The 18277-nt window shown below is 70.2% G+C and carries 14 protein-coding genes; 2 read left to right on the top strand and 12 right to left on the bottom strand.

What is annotated here, in order from left to right:
• Positions 1 to 24 precede the first annotated feature (24 nt).
• From INP57_RS30435 to ctaD, 3 genes are all read right to left on the bottom strand, one after another.
• Positions 25 to 1050, bottom strand: a complete 1026-nt coding sequence (locus tag INP57_RS30435; RefSeq protein ID WP_200072687.1) for a DUF418 domain-containing protein — start codon at positions 1048 to 1050, stop codon at positions 25 to 27.
• A 583-nt stretch (positions 1051 to 1633) separates the two neighbouring features.
• Positions 1634 to 2869: a phosphoserine phosphatase SerB gene (serB, locus tag INP57_RS24490; RefSeq protein WP_200072686.1), complete on the bottom strand. Its 1236-nt coding sequence runs from the start codon at positions 2867 to 2869 to the stop codon at positions 1634 to 1636.
• 147 nt (positions 2870 to 3016) lie between these two features.
• On the bottom strand, positions 3017 to 4795 hold the full coding sequence (gene ctaD / locus INP57_RS24485; RefSeq protein WP_200072685.1) for an aa3-type cytochrome oxidase subunit I: 1779 nt from the start codon (positions 4793 to 4795) through the stop codon (positions 3017 to 3019).
• A gap of 354 nt (positions 4796 to 5149) precedes the next feature.
• Here ctaD and INP57_RS24480 point away from each other — a divergent pair, with 354 nt between their 5' ends.
• Complete coding sequence (locus tag INP57_RS24480; RefSeq protein WP_200072684.1) at positions 5150 to 5773, top strand: DUF305 domain-containing protein; 624 nt, start codon at positions 5150 to 5152, stop codon at positions 5771 to 5773.
• A 245-nt stretch (positions 5774 to 6018) separates the two neighbouring features.
• Positions 6019 to 6930 (top strand): SDR family oxidoreductase, encoded by a 912-nt coding sequence (locus INP57_RS24475; protein WP_200072683.1) that lies wholly within the window; start codon positions 6019 to 6021, stop codon positions 6928 to 6930.
• 175 nt (positions 6931 to 7105) lie between these two features.
• Here INP57_RS24475 and INP57_RS24470 read toward each other — a convergent pair whose 3' ends face one another.
• The 9 genes from INP57_RS24470 to xylB all read right to left on the bottom strand — a co-directional run bounded on the left by INP57_RS24470 (position 7106) and on the right by xylB (position 18219).
• Positions 7106 to 8200, bottom strand: a complete 1095-nt coding sequence (locus tag INP57_RS24470; RefSeq protein WP_200072682.1) for a VanZ family protein — start codon at positions 8198 to 8200, stop codon at positions 7106 to 7108.
• A gap of 185 nt (positions 8201 to 8385) precedes the next feature.
• Positions 8386 to 9543 carry a S8 family peptidase gene (locus INP57_RS24465; protein WP_233628232.1) on the bottom strand — a complete coding sequence of 386 codons (1158 nt, stop codon included), beginning with the start codon at positions 9541 to 9543 and terminating at the stop codon, positions 8386 to 8388.
• A gap of 402 nt (positions 9544 to 9945) precedes the next feature.
• Positions 9946 to 10704: a succinate dehydrogenase/fumarate reductase iron-sulfur subunit gene (locus INP57_RS24460; protein WP_200072680.1), complete on the bottom strand. Its 759-nt coding sequence runs from the start codon at positions 10702 to 10704 to the stop codon at positions 9946 to 9948.
• A gap of 41 nt (positions 10705 to 10745) precedes the next feature.
• Entirely contained in the window at positions 10746 to 12638 is a 1893-nt protein-coding gene (locus INP57_RS24455) for a fumarate reductase/succinate dehydrogenase flavoprotein subunit (RefSeq protein WP_200072679.1), read from the bottom strand.
• A 10-nt stretch (positions 12639 to 12648) separates the two neighbouring features.
• Positions 12649 to 13473 carry a succinate dehydrogenase subunit SdhC gene (gene sdhC / locus INP57_RS24450; RefSeq protein ID WP_200072678.1) on the bottom strand — a complete coding sequence of 275 codons (825 nt, stop codon included), beginning with the start codon at positions 13471 to 13473 and terminating at the stop codon, positions 12649 to 12651.
• 54 nt (positions 13474 to 13527) lie between these two features.
• Positions 13528 to 13809, bottom strand: a complete 282-nt coding sequence (locus INP57_RS24445) for an Rv0250c family protein (protein WP_200072677.1) — start codon at positions 13807 to 13809, stop codon at positions 13528 to 13530.
• Between the two features lie 455 nt (positions 13810 to 14264).
• Positions 14265 to 14480 (bottom strand): hypothetical protein, encoded by a 216-nt coding sequence (locus INP57_RS24440; protein ID WP_200072676.1) that lies wholly within the window; start codon positions 14478 to 14480, stop codon positions 14265 to 14267.
• 66 nt (positions 14481 to 14546) lie between these two features.
• Positions 14547 to 16520, bottom strand: a complete 1974-nt coding sequence (locus INP57_RS24435; RefSeq protein ID WP_200072675.1) for an ATP-dependent helicase — start codon at positions 16518 to 16520, stop codon at positions 14547 to 14549.
• 286 nt (positions 16521 to 16806) lie between these two features.
• Positions 16807 to 18219 (bottom strand): xylulokinase, encoded by a 1413-nt coding sequence (gene xylB / locus INP57_RS24430; RefSeq protein WP_307850264.1) that lies wholly within the window; start codon positions 18217 to 18219, stop codon positions 16807 to 16809.
• Positions 18220 to 18277 lie beyond the last annotated feature (58 nt).

Below are 18277 nucleotides of genomic sequence, written 5' to 3'. Positions count from 1 at the left end.
CGCCGGTTGCGCGCACGACCGCAACTACCGGCGGCCGGGTTGCTGCGCCGCGCGGGAGTCGTTGATCCGCAGCGGGGCGAACTCCAGGTAGGTGCCGCACCGCCACACCCATTCCAACGGCCCGTAGCGGAACCACCGGAGCCACAGCACGGAAAACGCGCATTGGAACACGACCACCGCCAGGCAGAATCCCAACCCGAGCGATGCGGACTTGGGCCCTGCTGAAGCGAAAACAGGAAGGAGGGTCACGCAGATGACCGTCTGCCCCAGGTAATTGCTGAAGGCCATCCGTCCGTAGAACCGCAGGAACGACAGCGCCCGCTCCGCTTTCGCCCCGCGCAGCAGCAGGATCAATCCGGTGACGTACATCAGGCCGGGAATCATGGCCGTGAAGAACGCGATGTCGTGGGCCTGCTGCGTGCCGGTGCCGGCCGCGAGCGTCCACACCCAGACCGGCACGGACAAGGCGAGCGCGACGTAAAATACCTTCTTGACCGGAATGCGCGTGCCGACGGAGAAAAGGCCCCGTTCCGCCAACCAGTAGCCGAGCGCCATGTGGCCCAACGAGCGGCCGAATTGCAGCGCTGCCAGCGCGGGCGGGAGACCGTCGCTGCCACCGAGCGACGCGCCCAGCGTCAAGGCGTCCGGAACCAGCGTGAGCACGACCCCCACCGTCACCAGGACCGAGCGCGGCAGGAATGTCAGCCCGAGCAGTACCAGTGCGAGCACTCCATAAGACATCAGCACATCGATGCCGCCGAGCGCGGAATTGAGCACACCGGCCAGGAACAAGATGATCATGCGCCGGACGTACACCCACAGCGAGCCTTCCTTCGCCCGGAGCCGGGACAGGAAGATGAACACGCCGGTGCCGAACAGGAAGGCGAAAACGAAGTGGAACTTGCCCAGCGCAAGAAGATCGACGAGCTGCCAGACCACTGCATCGCCACCGGTGGGCTCGCCGGACTGAACCGCCTGGTTGAGGAAGTAACTGATATTGATCAGGAGGATTCCCGCGATCGCGATACCGCGGATGACATCGATGGACACGATGCGGTCCGCAGGTGACGATGCCACCGGAAGACGCACTGTAGGAGCGGAATACACCACTGGATCCGTTCTTGTCAGAGACTCGACCATGCCGGTTTCGCCATACCGAGCCGAACACGCCGAGGTTCGAGTCGACGAACCACGCTGGTGACCACCGGCGCGCTGGAATCGTCCAGCCGCAGGCAGCCGACCAGCCGGCACCGCACATCGCATTCGGCGGATGCTTCGGCTGCGCAGGAAGCCGCGCCAGCGGCTTATGCGCGAACCTCGTAGTCGGCGGATTTCATGGGATCGGCGAACGCAGCGTCGGCGAACGTCCCGGTCGCACGAACGACCGGCGTCGCTGAACTCTTGCGGACCCGCGAAGCCATTCCCCCTCGGTCGGCGAAACAAGGACGGCGAACACCGCCCGGCGGCAAACTACCCGCCGTACCGGCCACGAAACGGCTCGAACTCGACCCGGCAGCGAGAGGGAGGGGAAACCTTCGCAATTCTCGGTTTCACCCGGCGACGGCCCCCGAATCACGCCGCCGACACGCTGCGAAGCGGGAGGCGGAAATCCGGCCCGGTAGACCCGGAGGACTCACGCTTCCAGCGGAACCCTGCGCAGCACACCGTCCTCGGCGTCGGCGACCTCCACCTCGGCGCGGGTCACACCCAGCACGAACAGCACCGCGTCCAGGAACGGGTGCGACAACGCGGTGTCGGCCACCTCGCGCAACGCCGGCTTCGCGTTGAACGCCACGCCGAGCCCGGCCGCGGAGAGCATGTCGATGTCGTTCGCACCGTCCCCGACCGCCACGCACTGCCCGTTCGGCACTCCGAACTCGTCGGCGAACCGCTGCAACGCGCGGGCCTTGCCCGGCCGGTCCACGATCTCGCCGAGCACCCGGCCGGTGAGCTTGCCGTCCACGACCTCCAGCTCGTTCGCCGCGCTGAAGTCCAGCCCCAGCTCGTCCACCAGGTGATCGACGATCTGGCTGAACCCGCCGGAGACGACGCCGGTGTGGAAACCCAGCCTGCGCAGCGTGCGCACCGTCGTGCGGGCACCGGGAGTGAGCTCCAGCTCGGCGGCCACCTCGTCCAGCACCGAGGCGGGCAGCCCCGCCAGCACCTTGCAGCGCTCCCGCAGCGACTCGGCGAAGTCCAGCTCGCCGCGCATCGCGCGCTCGGTGACCTCGCGGACGGCCTGCTCGCAGCCGGCCTTCGCGGCCAGCATCTCGATGACTTCGCCCTGGATCAGCGTGGAATCCACGTCGAACACGACCAGCCGTTTCGCGCGGCGGGTCAGCCCGGCGCGTTCCACCGCCACATCGACGCCGAGGCCTGCGGAGAGGTCGCCCATCGCGGTGGTCAGCGCCGCACCGGTCCGCTCGCTCAGGTCCGGCGCGGTGACCTGCAACTCCAGCCCGGTCACCGGGTAGTCCGCGACCCGCCGGATGCCGTCGATGTTCACGCCCAGCTCGGCGAGCCTGCGGGAGACCTCGGTGAAGCTGCGCGCCGAAACCGGATGCCCGAGCACGACCACGACGTGCGTGGACTCCAGCTTCGCCGGATCGCCGTCGCGCGCGCCGATCTCCACGTCGACGCTCATGCCGACGGTGGCCATCGCCTGCTCCACGGCCTCCTGCAGGTGCTCGGGGTCGCGCTCGGTGGAGACCAGCACCCCGAGCACGAGCCTGCCGCGGATGACGACCTGCTCGACGTCGACGATGTCCACCCCGTGCGCGGTGAGGGCGGCGAACAGCACGGACGTGACGCCCGGCTTGTCCTTCCCGGTCACTGTGATCAACACGGTGGTGGGGTTCGGCGTGCTCACGGCTGCCGGCACTCCTTTCCGGTGGGAACACGAGAAACCCCGGCGAGCCTCAGCGGCCCGCCGGGGTTTCGTCAGCTGAGCCAGTCCGACCCTTGCACAGGTGTGCGGTCCGGGACTAGCGCGCACATCACGTTGCTTTTTCGACGGCTACTTCTCCCTGGAGTCGCGGTCGCCGCCCTGCTCCGGCGGGACGATGGCCTGCGCGGCCTTCTCCGTCGGGGCCGCCGCGTGCGCCAGCGGTTTGCCGGTGAGGCCCACGTGGCCCTCCAGCCGCATCCGCTCCGCGACGTGCGGGTAGTGCAGCTCGAACGCCGGACGCTCGGACCGGATCCGGGGCAGCTCGGTGAAGTTGTGCCGCGGCGGCGGGCACGAGGTGGCCCACTCCAGCGAGTTGCCGTAACCCCACGGGTCGTCGACCGAGACGATCTCGCCGTAGCGGTAGCTCTTGAACACGTTCCACAGGAACGGAAGCATCGAGGCGCCGAGGATGAACGCGCCCACCGTGGAGAGCATGTTCAGCCCGGTGAACCCGTCGGATTCCAGGTAGTCCGCGTAGCGCCGCACCATGCCCTCGTTGCCCAGCCAGTGCTGCACCAGGAACGTGGTGTGGAAGCCGATGAAGGTGAGCCAGAAGTGCAGCTTGCCCAGCCGCTCGTCCATCATCCGGCCGGTCATCTTCGGGAACCAGAAGTAGATCCCGGCGAAGGTCGCGAACACGATCGTGCCGTAGAGCACGTAGTGGAAGTGCGCCACCACGAAGTAGGTGTCCGAGACGTGGAAGTCCAGCGGCGGCGCGGCCAGCAGCACACCGGTCAGACCGCCGAACAGGAACGTCACCAGGAAGCCGATGCTGAAGATCATCGGTGATTCGAAGGTCAACTGGCCGCGCCACATGGTGCCGATCCAGTTGAAGAACTTCATGCCGGTCGGGATGGCGATCAGGAACGTGGTGAACGAGAAGAACGGCAGCAGCACCGCGCCGGTCGCGTACATGTGGTGCGCCCACACCACCACCGACAGCGCCGCGATGCCAAGCGTCGCGTACACCAGGCCGTTGTAGCCGAACAGCGGCTTGCGGCTGAACACCGGGAAGATCTCCGAGACGATGCCGAAGAACGGCAGCGCCACGATGTAGACCTCGGGGTGCCCGAAGAACCAGAACAGGTGCTGCCAGAGGATCACCCCGCCGTTGGCCGGGTCGAACACGTGCGCACCCAGGTGCCGGTCGGCCATCAGGCCCATCAGCGCCGCGGTCAGGATCGGGAACGCCAGCAGGATCAGGATGCTGGTCACCAGGATGTTCCAGGTGAAGATCGGCATCCGGAACATCGTCATGCCGGGCGCGCGCAGGCACACCACCGTGGTGACCATGTTGACGCCGCCGAGAATGGTGCCCAGCCCGGAGACCACCAGCCCGGCGACCCAGAAGTCGGCACCGTGGCCCGGCGAGTGCATCGCGTCGGACAGCGGCGTGTAGGCGAACCAGCCGAAGTCGGCCGCACCGCCCGGCAGCAGGAAGCCGCTGACGACCATCAGCCCACCGAACAGGTAAAGCCAGTAGGAGAAGGCGTTCAGCCGCGGGAACGCCACGTCCGGCGAGCCGATCTGCAGCGGCAGGATCACGTTCGCGAAGCCGAACAGGATCGGCGTCGCGTACAGCAGCAACATGATCGTGCCGTGCATCGTGAACAGCTGGTTGTACTGCTCCTGGGACAGGAACTGCAGCCCCGGCGTGGCCAGCTCCCCGCGGATCAGCATCGCCATCAGCCCGCCCACGATGAAGAAGGCGATCGAGGTGACGAGGTAGAGGATGCCGATCTGCTTGTGGTCGGTGGTGCGGAGCATCCGCGCCAGGAACGACCCCTTGACCGTTTTGCGCACCGGATAGGGGCGCGTGGCTATCGGCTCTGGCGCGACGGCCGTCACGGTGCCTCCTGCACAGTTCCTCGTGATTGCGCGGACCCGCCTGCGGGACCGCCCGACCCGGTCGGGTCGGCGCATCGTCGGCGGCGCGCCGGGTGACGACCTCGCGGCCTGCGCCCGGAACGATCGCTGCCGTCTGCGGATAGTAGTCCGGCCTTCGGGTGGTCCTGCGGCCGGGCCGTAGCCACCCTAGTCATCGCCGCGGTCGTGGTCATCGGCGTGAGATCGAACCGACACCCACACCCGCGGTGGACGCCCGGCCCCCGCGGCGGTCGATAGCCTGGCGGTGGACAAGGCCCGGCCGAGCCCGGCGACCCGCGCGGGCGGGCCGCGACGACCAACACCTTGGGAGGGCGAGTGCACCGGAGCACGATCATCGGCGCGCTGCTGACCTGCGGTCTCGCGCTCGGTGGCTGCGCGGGCGAGCAGCCCGGACCGCCGCCTCCGGCGCCGGGAGACGCCGCCGGGGCCACCTCGCCCGAAGATGAGGCCGCCGAGGACGACCCGGCCGCCGACGACGCCGAGCACACCGCGACCGACCGGGACTTCGCGCAACAGCTGCGCACCCACCACCAGCAGGTGCTCGACGTGGCTGCGATGGCGCGGAGCAACGGCGCCGGACCGGCGCTGACCGGGTTCGCCGAGCAGGTGAGCAGGCAGCGGCAGGTCGAGCTCGGCGAACTGGACACCTGGTTGTCGGCCACGCAAGGACGGCAGTCCGGCAGCGCACCGGAGGACTCCGGCGGCCCGCACTCCCGGCTGCCCGGCGAGCTGAGCCCGGAGCTGCTGCAGCGACTGCGGGACTCGCAGGGCCCGGAGTTCGAGCGCTCGTTCACCGAGGCGATGGGCGGGCTCTACGACGGGGCGGCGCAGATCGCGCAGGCCGAGCTGGACGAGGGCTCGGCCGCGCAGATGCGCTCGCTCGCCGAGGACCTGCTGGCCCGCCACGACGCGGAACTGGCGCAGCTCAACGCCCTGTGAGCCCCGCCCGTTCCGGAGTGCGCGATCTCCGCGCCCCACAGGTCGGTCGAACGGCCCCGCCACTTGCGAACCGGTGCGCCGTGGTGGTCCGAGCGATGGGCTCTTTCGCCCCGCCGGGCCTCCACTCGGGAAGTTCCGCATTCGGAAGGCTGCGCCGGAAAGGTCCGCGGGGGATCTACCGAAAGTAAGCTACTGGCAGTAGGCTACTTCGGAGTAGGTGTTCCGCTCGAGCGCAGGGAGTGCGTATGCCGCCGAAGATGTCCGGCAAAGTCGTCCTGATCACCGGTGCCGCCCGCGGCATCGGCGCGCAGACCGCCAGGGAACTCGCCCGGCGCGGCGCGACCCTGTCGCTGATCGGACTCGAACCCGGCGAGCTCGAAGCCGTCGCGGAAGAACTCGGCGAAGGCCACACCTGGTTCGAGGCCGACGTCACCGACCCCGACTCGCTGCAGGCCGCCGTGGAGGCCACCGCGGCCGCGCACGGCCGGATCGACGCGGTGATCGCGAACGCCGGCCTCGCCCCGTTCGGCACCGTGCGCAGCGGGGACCCGCATTCGTTCACCAAGACCATCGACGTGAACCTCAACGGCGTGTTCCACACCGCGCGGCTCGCGCTGCCCTACGTCATCGAGCAGCGCGGCTACATCCTCGTGGTGTCCTCGCTGTCCGCGTTCGCACCGATCGGCGGGATGGCCGCCTACACCGCCAGCAAGGCGGGTGCCGAGGCGCTGGCCAGCGCACTGGCCAGCGAGGTCGGCCACCTCGGTGTCGCGGTGGGCAGCGCGCACCCGTCGTGGATCGACACCGACCTGGTGCGGGACGCCTCCGCGGACCTGCCCAGCTTCCGCCGGATGCGCCAGCGGCTGCCGTGGCCGATGCACGCGACGACCACCGTCGAGCAGTGCGGCACCGCCTTCGCCGACGCGGTGCAGCGGCGCGCCCGGCGGGTCTACGTGCCGCGTCCGATCATGCTGATGCACTGGCTGCGCAACCTGCCCGCGTCGAAGCTGGTGGCGAGGCTGATGGCGCCCACGGTGCGCAAGCTCATGCCGCAGATGGAGCGCGAGGTCGCCTCCCTCGGGCGCTCGCTGAGCGAGCGCAACCAGACGTTGCAGGGTTCGCCGAAGCAGGACGCAGCGGAGCACAGCCGGGGCTGAGCGCGCACTCGAAGCCGCTGCGAAGGCTCGGTTCGCTGTTCGCCCGGTCAGCGGCGGAGCCGCTCCGGCAACCGTGCACGCAACCGGCACCGCCGCGGAGGTTCCGCTACCCGACCAGCTACGCGAACGGGAAACCGGTGGCCGGGCACGGGTGCGGCCGGCTCGGCCACCGGCGTCAGGGCCGCCGGGCGGGCTCGCGCACGGCCCGGTGCGGCGGGATCGGAGTGCGCGCGCCCGGCGTCCGCACCGGCAGGTCGCCGGTGCCGGGGTTGCGCGGTGCCGACGCGTTCGGCGCTGCCGCGGGCCGCGCCGCTGCGGACGGTGCCAGCTCAGGGCTCGGCGCCACCTTCGAGGCCGGGCCCACCTTCGAGGTCGGCCCCGCCTTTGAGGTCGGCGCTGCCTTCGAGGTCGTCGCTGCCGCTCGGCCGGGTGCCGCCGCAGGGCTCGAGGCCGGCGCTGCCACGCCGCTCGCCGCCATCGAGTCGGGTACCGCGGGCCCGGCCGCTGCCGCAGACACCGCCGTTGCGCTCGACACCGCCATAGGCCGCGACGCCACGGACCGCGGCGCAGCCACGGACCGGGGCGCACCCACGCGGACGGTCGGCGAACCGCCGGGGCTGCTCGGCGCGGCTCGCCGCCTCGCGGGCGTGCGCTCGTGCTCGATCTTCTCGATGATCCGCCACACCGTCTGCGTGGTCTCCGGCTCGGCCGGGCGGTGCGAGGGCCCCGGCAGCGGCTCGTACCCGCTCCACCACGGGGTGCACACCAGCAGTCCGCCCAACGTGGCGCCGAGGGTGTTGAGCACGACGTCGTCGGTCGATGCGACCCGGCCGGGGATGGCGAAGAACTGCACGGTCTCGATCACCAGCGCGGTCAGCAACCCGCCGATGACGATCTTGCCGAGGCCGTCGAACCAGCGCACCCGCAGCGGCACCAGCACCGCCACCGGCACCAGCAGCACCAGGTTCCCGGCGAGCTGCACCCACGGCTCGGAGTTGCCGGACCCGGCGGTCAGCGCGGTGTACAGGTCGTCGCCGACCTCCATCTTCACCTGGTCGGCGATCTCCGGCTGCGGGTAGAACACCAGGAAGCCGGTGAGCAGCACCGCGAACACCAGCAGCGCGTCGATCAGCGGGTCGCGCAGCGGCGAGACGGACCGCAGCCGGTTGCTGCGCACCGTCCCGGACAGCGCCGCCACCAGCACCGCCGACGGGAACAAGACTGTGAACGCCGGGATGAAACCGTCGAAGGCCAAAATAATCTGCTGCACTGTGCCGCTCTTCCTCTGGCCACTGCCAGCGCCGCAACGAACGTGTCCGGCAGGCGACCGCGCGCGAGGCGGTCACCTTCTGCGCTTGCCGCGCAAGGAATCGGCGGTCGGCATTGACCGATCCAGAAGGGCCCCGAACGAAGGGCCGGGCATCTGCGACACCCGGCCCTCTCGTTCGCGCGGAATCAGCTCGCCGGGACCTGCAGCAGGTCGGCGATGGTGCCCTGCGGAGCACCCTGGATGACGCCGACCGAAGCGGCGTCCTGCAGGCCCTTCACCGCGTCGGCCGGAGTGGCGCCCTGGTTGGCTTCCAGGAACAGCGCGGCGGCACCGGCGACGTGCGGGCTGGCCATCGAGGTCCCGTCCATCGCCTCGGAACCGCCGCCGGGGACGGTGGAGGTGATGCCGACACCGGGCGCGTAGCCCTCGACGGTCTGGCCGAAGTTGGTGAACTCGGCCGAGCCGTCCTGCTCGCCGGAGGCGGCCGTGGTGAACACGCCCTCGGCGCTGGCCGGGGAGGTGTTCTCCGCGTCCTGGCCCTCGTTGCCCGCCGCGACGGCGAGGAACACGCCCTGGTTGACCAGGCCGGTGGCGGCCTCGTCCAGCGCCGGGTCCTTGCTGCCGCCCAGCGACATGTTCGCCACCGACGGGCCGTTGGCGTTCTGCGCGACCCAGTCCATGCCCGCGATGATGTCGTCGGTGGTGCCGCTGCCGTCGTCGCCGAGGACCTTCACGCCGACCACGTTGGCCTGCTTGGCCACGCCGTAGGTCTTCGAGCCGACGGTGCCCGCGGTGTGCGTGCCGTGCCCCTGCACGTCCGAACCGTCGCCACCGGTCGCGTCGAAGCCGACCTTCGCCCGGCCTTCGAAGTCCGGGTGCCCGGCGTCGATGCCGGTGTCGATGATGTAGGCGGTGGTGCCCTGGCCGGTCTGCGCCGGGGCGTAGTTGCCGTCCAGCGGCAGCGCGGGCTGGTCCAGCCGGTCCAGGCCCCACGACTCGGTCGCGCCGGCGTGCGGGTTCTCCACCTGGATGCGGAAGGTCTGCGAGACGCCTTCGACGGACTTGTTCTTGCGCACGTCCTGCAGCTGCTGCGGGCCGAGCTTCGCGGAGAAGCCGTTGAGGGTGTTGTTGTAGACGTGCTTGGTCTGCACCCCGAGGTCCTTCGCGACCTGGGCCGCGTCCACCCCCGGCTTGAGGTTCACCACGAACGAGTCGCCCGCACCGGCGGCGTTGGCCGTGTGCATGGTCAGCGGGGCCAGTTCCTCCTGCGGCGCACCTTGGGCGGGGACCGTCGCCAGCAGCAGCGCCGCGGCCGACACGCCGGCCCCGGCACCGAACAGCATTTTCTTCACGAGATTCCCTCCGTCGCGAACCGCCCGAGTTTCCCGGCCGGCGGGGCCGCCCGGCTGCGGGCCGATTCCGTTGAATTGACTTCGGATAGATCCGAAGATATCGGCCTGATCGGGCCCGGCCAGGCCGCTGGCTAGAACCCGCCATAGCCCTGCGACGTGCGGCTACCCTCACGAACTCCAGGTTGACAGGGGTCAACTGGGGTTTTCCCGAATGCTGTGCGGGCTTATCCCGGAGTTTGCCATTGCCAGAAACGATTGATCGTTGCCAGAATTCCCATCAACGGTGCGCGCGACGTGTTCTTCGGCACATGCGAAAGCGCGGGAAAAACGTGGAGAACATCGGTTGAATCCGCGGTGCTCCGGCAGATCCCGGAGCACCGCGGGCCGGCGGTTTCAGTCCCGCTTGCGGCGGAAGAACCGCAGGACCGGGTCGTAGTGCCGGTCGGCGGCGCGCTCCTTGAGCGGGATGAGCGCGTTGTCGGTGATCTGGATGTGCTCGGGGCACACGTCGGTGCAGCAGCGGGTGATGTTGCACAGGCCGAGCCCGTGCTCGTCGCGGGCCTCGCTGGCCCGGTTCGGCCCGCCGCGTTCGCGGCTGTCCAGCGGGTGCATCTCCAGCTCGGCGCCCCGCATCAGGAACCGGGGCCCGGAGAACGCCTCCTTGTTCTCCGCGTGGTCGCGGATCACGTGGCAGGTGTCCTGGCACAGGAAGCACTCGATGCACTTGCGGAACTCCTGCGAGCGCTGCACGTCGACCTGCTGCATCCGGTACTCACCGGGTTCGAGGTCCGCAGGCGGCTGGAACGCGGGCACCTCGCGGGCTTTGACGTAGTTGTACGAGACGTCGCAGACCAGGTCCTTGATCACCGGGAACGTCCGCATCGGCGTCACGGTGATCACCTCGTCGCGGGCGAAGGTGGACAGCCGCGTCATGCACAGCAGCTTCGGCTTGCCGTTGATCTCCGCGGAGCAGGAACCGCACTTGCCCGCCTTGCAGTTCCAGCGCACCGCCAGGTCCGGGCATTCGGTGGCCTGCAACCGGTGCACCAGGTCCAGCACCACCTCGCCCTCTTCGGCTTCGACGGTGTGCTCGCGCAGCTCGCCGCCACCGGCGTCGCCGTGCCACACCCGCAAGTGCGCCTGGTAACCCATAGCCGTAACCCTTCCTCAGCCGTTCGCGGCCGCCCGATTCATCAACCGTTGGCGGCAGCCAACTCTTCTTCAGTGAAGTACTTGCCGAGTTCCTCGGTCGCGAACAGCTCCAACAGGTCCTCGCGGACCGGGAGCTGCCGCTGTTCGCGCACGTCGACACCCCGATCGGCCATCGAGCACACCAGCAGCGCGCGGCGCCACGCCGATTCCATCGACGGGTGGTCGTCGCGGGTGTGCCCGCCGCGGCTCTCGGTGCGCAGCAGCGCGGCGCGGGCGACGCATTCGCTGACCAGCAGCATGTTGCGCAGGTCCAGCGCCAGGTGCCAGCCCGGATTGAACTGCCGGTTGCCCTCCACGGCCAGGTTCGCGGCCCGCTCCCGCAGGTCGTGCAGCCGCTGCAGCGCGGACTGCATCCGCTCCTCGACCCGGATGATGCCGACCAGGTCGTTCATCACCTGTTGCAGCTCGGCGTGCAAGGTGTACGGGTTCTGCGCGGCGTCGTGCTCCGCGGCCACGTCGAACGGCCGCTCCGCCCGCCGGGCCGCATCGTCCACATCGGACGAACGGATTTCCGGGAACACCCCGCCCGCCAGGTATTCGACGGCGCCGAGCCCCGCGCGGCGGCCGAACACCAGCAGGTCGGACAGCGAGTTGCCGCCCAGCCGGTTCGAGCCGTGCATCCCGCCCGCGACCTCACCGGCCGCGAACAACCCCGGCACGCCGGAAGCCGCGGTGTCCGGGTCCACCTCCACGCCGCCCATCACGTAGTGGCAGGTCGGCCCGACCTCCATCATCTCGCCGGTGATGTCCACATCGGCCAGCTCGCGGAACTGGTGGTGCATCGACGGCAGCCGCCTGGTGATCTCGTCCGGGGTCAGCCTGCTGGCGATGTCCAGGTACACCCCGCCGTGCTCGGAGCCGCGGCCCTGCTGGATCTCGCTGTTGATGGCACGGGCGACCTCGTCGCGGGGCAGCAGCTCCGGCGGGCGGCGGTTGGTGTCCGGGTCGGAGTACCAGCGGTCGGCCTCGGCCTCGTCGTCGGCGTAGGAGTCCTTGAACACGTCCGGGATGTAGTCGAACATGAACCGCCGGTTCTCGGAGTTGCGCAGCACTCCGCCGTCGCCGCGCACCGACTCGGTGACCAGGATCCCCTTCACGCTCGGCGGCCAGACCATGCCGGTCGGGTGGAACTGCACGAACTCCATGTTGATCAGCGACGCGCCCGCGCGCAGCGCCAGCGCGTGCCCGTCGCCGGTGTACTCCCACGAGTTCGAGGTGACCTTGAACGACTTGCCGATGCCGCCGGTCGCCATGATCACCACCGGCGCGCGGAACAGCGCGTACCGGCCCGTTTCCCGCCAGTACGCGAACGCCCCGGCGATGCGTCCGTCCGGGGCGTCCTTGAGCAGCTCGGTCACCGTGCACTCCTGGAAGACCTTCAGCTGCGCCTCGTAGTCGCCGTGCGCGGCGTGGTCGTCCTGTTGCAACGAGACGATCTTCTGCTGCAACGTGCGGATCAGCTCCAGCCCGGTGCGGTCCCCGACGTGCGCCAGCCGCGGGTACTCGTGCCCGCCGAAGTTGCGCTGGCTGATCTTGCCGTCGGCGGTGCGGTCGAACAGCGCGCCGTAGGTCTCCAGCTCCCAGACCCGGTCCGGGGCCTCCTTCGCGTGCAGCTCCGCCATCCGCCAGTTGTTCAGGAACTTCCCGCCGCGCATGGTGTCGCGGAAGTGCACCTGCCAGTCGTCGCGGGAGTTCACGTTGCCCATCGAGGCCGCGATGCCGCCTTCGGCCATCACCGTGTGCGCCTTGCCGAACAACGACTTGCACACCACCGCCGTGCGCAGCCCGCGCATCCGGGTCTCGATGGCCGCGCGCAGCCCGGCTCCGCCCGCGCCGATCACGATGACGTCGTAGTCGTGCCGTTCGATCTCCATCCGCGCCCTCTCAGTTGAACAATCTCAGGTCGCCGATCGCGCCACTGGCGATCAGCAGCACGTACAGGTCGACCACCGCCACCGACACCAGCGACGCCCAGGCCAACTGCATGTGCCTGCCGTTGAGCCAGGTGGCCTTGGTCCACAGCCAGTAGCGCACGGGGTGCCGGGAGAAGTGGTTGATCCGCCCGCCGACCAGGTGCCTGCACGAGTGGCAGGAAAGCGTGTAGGCCCACAGCAGCACCACGTTGATGACCATGAGCAGGGTGCCGAGCCCGGCGCCGAACCCGCCGTCCGCGCCGCGGAACGCGATCGCGGTGTCGTAGGTGAGCACGGCCGCCACCAGCAGCGCGGCGTAGAAGAAGTAGCGGTGCGCGTTCTGCAGCTTCAGCGGGAACCGCGTCTCACCCGTGTAGTAGCTGTGCGGCTCGGTGACCGCGCACGCCGGCGGCGCCGCCCAGAACGAGCGGTAGTACGCCTTGCGGTAGTAGTAGCAGGTCAGCCGGAAACCGAGCACGAACGGCAGCACGAACACCGGCGGCGGCAGGAACGGCCCGAGTGCCGGGAACCACTGGCCCCAGTGGCTGGCGCCCGGCACGCACGCCGCGCTCAGGCACGGTGAGTAGAACGGCGCGAGGTAGTGGTACTCGGGCACCCAGTAGTAGTCGTTCATGAACGCGCGGATCGCGCCGTAGATCACGAACAGGCCCAGCGCGACCGCCGTGACCAGCGGTTGCAGCCACCACCGGTCGGTGCGCCGGGTGCGGGGCTCGGTGCGGCCGGGCGGGCGGGAGGGCTCGACGCTGGACGGGTCGGTACCGGGGAGTGCGGACATTGCTGACCTCGTTGTCGGTGTCCGGTGAGTGGTCGGTGCCCCAGTGCCCGCGCCCTAATGCGGCTGCCAGCCTCCGACACCTTCGTCGTCGGAGTCCTGCCACAGCGAGCGGTCGTAGGGCGTGTCCGGGACGAGCACGGTGTCGCCGGGGGTGGTTTCCGTGCGCGGCGCGGGCAATGCCGACAGCTCGGAGAGGTCGATCTCGAGCCGTTCGACATCGTTGCTCAACCTGCGCACCGCCGCAGCGTTTCCGTAGCGGGTGCGCAGCACTCCGACGCTGCTGCGCAGCTGACCTAGGAGGCGCTGCGCATCGCTCAGTTCGGTGCTCGAAGCCATGGGCGCGAACCTCTCGTGCGGTGGTGGGCGCATCGACCTGTTCGAGAGTGCCGCGCAGTCAAGATTGTGACAAGAGCCACAAGCGCTTCCCGCGCAATTTCCCTCGACCGAGCCGGGGCCGGTAACTCAAGCAGCCGTACCTACGGGCCAGGCGCAACCACCAGCTCGGCGTCGGTGACAGCGCTCCGGCAATGAGAATCGTCGCTGCAGCAGGTGCACGGAGGTCTGAGGTCTCGGCCGAGGCTTGGGAAGCCGATCCGGAGGGTGTCGCGGGCGCGGATCTCAGGGCGGCGAGCTGCGCGCGTTCGCTGGAGATCCACGTCGCCTGCCAGTCCCGCGGAGGCGACCAGGACGGATCAAGGTTCCGGGCGGTCGGACCGCCGCTGCAGTGGTCCGACGCGCTGCTCAGGCGGTGCGCCGGAACTGGCTTGCCGTCAGGTAGTTCTCAGGCGGTATCAGCCGCCGCCTCCGCCGCCATCGCCACCGCCGCTGAGATCACCACCGGAGAAACCGCCGCCGGTTCCGCCGCCACCGCCATCACCGGAGATACCGCCGCCGCGGTTGGAACCGTCCTTGCGGTTGGAAGCCCTCCCGACCAGCGCCCCCACCAGAACGCTCGCCGCGGCGAGCGCGGTAATCAACAGAACGGACAGCACCTGCACCTCCTGCACCCGCTAGACCCGACATCCAAGCACGCAAGATCACTGCGGGGAACCGGTGTAGCGCGCGTGCGAGGGTCAGCCCTCACCGACGGCTTGCGGCAAGCCGATCCACAGCGTGTCCCGCGCCCGCGTCAACGCGACCAGCTGCGCCCGTTCACCGCGCTCCCGCTGGTCGCGAACTCTTTCGTCGCCGTTCTGCCCGGCGGGTAGTTCGGGCACGAAAACCGCGCGGAATTCCAATCCTTTCGCGCGGAACACGGTGCCGACCTTGACCTTGCCGTCGCGTTCGCCGACGTGCTCTTCCAGATCGGCGACCGCGATGCCCGCCGTGCGCAGCACCGCGCGCCAGCGCTTGGCTTCGGACTTGCCGAAGGTGAGCACCGCGATGTCGTCCGGTGCCACCTCGCCGAGGCCGCGCAACGCGCACACCACCGCCTGCTCGTGCTCGTCCGGCGGCCCGCGCCACGGCACGACCTCGCCGCCGCGCAAGGTCGCAACGGCCTCGCGCAAGGAGAAACCGGCCGCGCCGTCGAGGTCGTCGACCTGGTTCGAGGCGTCGAACCGCTTGGCCCAATCCAGGATCCGGGAGGCGTTGCGGTAGTTGTTGCGCAGCACCTCGCCGCGCCCGCGGATCGGGATCCCGGCATCGGACAGCCGCCAGCCACCCGCGTAGATCTGCTGCTGCCCGTCCCCGACGAGCAGCAGCCGGTTCGGCCCGTCGCCTGCCATCGAGCGCAGCAGGCGCAGGCCGGTGAGCGTGATGTCCTGGACCTCGTCGACGACGACGGCGGCGGGCGGCTGGTCCAGCGGCCGGTGCTCCAGCTCGGCGTACGCCTCGGCCAGCAGGTCGTTGAAGTCGTGCAGGCCCTTCTCGCGCAGGTATTCCTCGTACTGCGCGTAGAGCCGCCACACCAGGTCGCGGTCACCGCCGCGGTCGACCCGCATTCCCCGGCCGGTGCGCTGCACCGCCTGGTACTCCTGCGGGTCGCGCAGGCCGCGGCCCTTGATCACCCGGTCGATCTCGTCGCGCCAGTAGTCCGGCCGCGGGTTCAGCTCGCTCAGCCTGCCGTGCTTGCCGATCTTGCCCCACGCCCGGTAGAAGCAGCTCAGCACCGCGCCCTGCGGCACGCTGCGGTTGCGGCCGCGGTCCCGCAGCAACCGGCTCGCCCAGCTGTGCAGCGTGCTGAACTCGGCCCGCTCGGCCAGTTCCGGCGCGAGCCTGCGGAACAGCCGCTGCTGGATCGGCGGCAGGTTGCGCGCGTAGGTGGTGAACAGCAGCGGACCGGTGCTGCGCCTGCCCAGGTGCACCAGCCGGTGCAGCGCCACCACGGACTTGCCGGTGCCCGCGGGGCCGCTGATCCGCGCCGGGCCGCTGTAGTCGCGGCGCACCATCGCCGACTGCGAGTCGTCCAGGAACGTCAGCCACGACTCGAACGGACCGTCCAGCGCGGCGTCGAACCGGTCGCGGGCGAGTTCGGACAGGTCGAACAGCTCGGCGCCATCGGCGGGCTCGGCGTCGGATTCCTCGCACGGCGTCAGTTCGACGAAATCGTCGCTCGCGGCCAGGTGCGCGGCCAGCGACTCGGCGTCGCGCTTGGTCAGCCGCCGCTCGCCGCGCTCCAGCAATCGGCCCAGCACGGACTCGGACACCGTGAGGTGGTGGCCGATGGAGCGCTTCGACATCTCCCGGCCTTCGGGCAGCACGACCACCGGCCGCACGACGGCTTCGCTGACCGTGCCTGCGGCCACGCGCAAGCCGAGGAACACGTCCGCGGCCGCGCGCAAGGCTTTCCGGGTTTCGTCGAGTTCCGGTTCCGCGTCCCGGACTGCGACCGCGAGCACGCCTTGCGGCCCGATCAGCAGCAAGTCGGCGCGGCCCGGCGGAGTGGCCGGGAAGTCCTTGTGCGCGTAGGTGCGCCAGCCGCGCCTGCTCTCCACCAGGAATCGGGCCAGCACCCGGCGTTTCCAGCGCGGCAACGCCGGAAATCCGGCGATGGCCCGCTCGGCCGCGCGGCGCAGGCGTTCTTCCCGGTGATTCGTGCTCGGCAATTCGCACCCCCTGCAGCGTTGATGATCAACGCTAGCGGGGCGCGTGGACGCCGGTCAGCGCTCGCCGGAGTGGATCACCCGATCGCCGGAGGGCACCTCGGCGGAAAAGGGCCGCACACCACCCGTCCGGGCCTTACGGACGATCGCGATTGCGCCATTCGCTCGGCAAGTTGCGGCCAATGGCCCATTCGTTCGGCACGATCCGTGCAGCCGACGGCGCACCGCCGCGGCGATTCGCGGCGAACGGGGTTCGCGCCGCCCACGGAAGTGTGGTCGGAAACGACGGTCAGAAGCCGTGCACCTGCCGGCGGGCGGTTCGGTAGGCGTGCCGGACGGCTTCGCCCTGGTAGATCTTCTCCGCCGCGCAATGCTCCGAGTTCAACGGCCACTCCGGTGGAGCCGCCGATCCGGAAGCAGCCCACGCGGCCTGCTTCGCCGCGCCGAGCGCCACGTATTCCGCGCTGCGCGGCACTTCCACCGGGACGCCGAACAGCGACGGCGCCACCGCTCGCACCGCCGCTGACTCGCTGGCGCCGCCGATCAACAGCACCCGGCGCACCTGCACTCCCGTGCGGCGCAGCGACTCGATGCCGTCGGCGAGCCCGCACAGCATTCCTTCGACGGCGGCGCGCGCGAGGTTCTCCGGCGTCATGTTCGCGCCGCGCAGACCGGTGAGCGTGCCTGCAGCGGCGGGCAGGTCGGGCGTGCGCTCCCCTTCCAGGTAAGGCAGCAGGCTCAGCCCGCCCGCACCGGGCTGCGCTTCGAGCGCGAGCCGGTCCAGGCCCGCCAGGTCGGTGCCGAGCATCTCCGCGATCCCGGTCAGCACGCGCGCCGCGTTCAGCGTGCACACCAGCGGGAGGAACCTGCCGGTGGCGTCGCAGAAACCGGCCACTTCCCCGGTTTCGTCCGCGCCGGGCTGCTCGGCGACGGCGAACGCGGTGCCGGAAGTTCCCAGCGACACCACCACGTCACCCGGACCGGCACCGAGTCCCAGCGCCCCGGCCATGTTGTCGCCGGTGCCCGCGCCGATCACCGCCCCGTCCAGCGAGCCGAAACCGGTGACCCGGCCCGCCGATTCCGCAGGACCCAGCACGTCCGGAAGCTGCGGCGTGCGGCCGCCCATCGCCTCGGTGAGCAGTTCCGGCAGCCAGCGGCCGGTGGACGGCGCGAAGTAGCCAGTGCCGGAGGCGTCCCCGCGGTCGGTGCAGGCCCGCTGCGGACGCCCGGCGAACAGCCAGCTGACCCAGTCGTGCGGCAGCAGCACCTGCGCGACCCGATCGGCGTGGTGCGGTTCTTGCTCGGCCAGCCAGGCCAGCTTGGTGAGCGTGAAGCTGGCGACCGGCACCAGCCCGGTGCGTTCGGCCAGCTCGGCGGCGCCGTAGCGCTCGATCAGCGCGCGGGCCTGCGGCGCGGAGCGGGTGTCGTTCCACAGCAAGGCATCCCGCACCGGGCTGCCCGCCTCGTCCAGCGCGACCATGCCGTGCTGCTGACCGGCCACGGACAGCGCTTCGATCGGGCCGGGCGCGTCCGCGGCGGCCTGCTCGACGGCTTCCCGGGCGGCCCGCCACCACGCCCACGGGTCGACCTCGGTGCCGACGGGGTGCACGGCTTTGCCGGTGGCGAGGACCTCGCCGTCTTCGGCGTCGGCCACCACGGCCTTCGTCGACTGGGTAGAGCTGTCGATGCCGAGAACGAGCACGGTTGGCCTCTCGAAGATCTCCCGGTCCGCCTGCGGACCGTCAATGTTTGCAGCCGCG

This window comes from Saccharopolyspora galaxeae (genome assembly GCF_016526145.1).
Classification (GTDB): Bacteria; Actinomycetota; Actinomycetes; order Mycobacteriales; family Pseudonocardiaceae; genus Saccharopolyspora_C; species Saccharopolyspora_C galaxeae.
The sequence above is the reverse complement of the archived record's forward strand: the minus strand, read 5'-3'. Positions and strand labels throughout refer to the sequence as shown.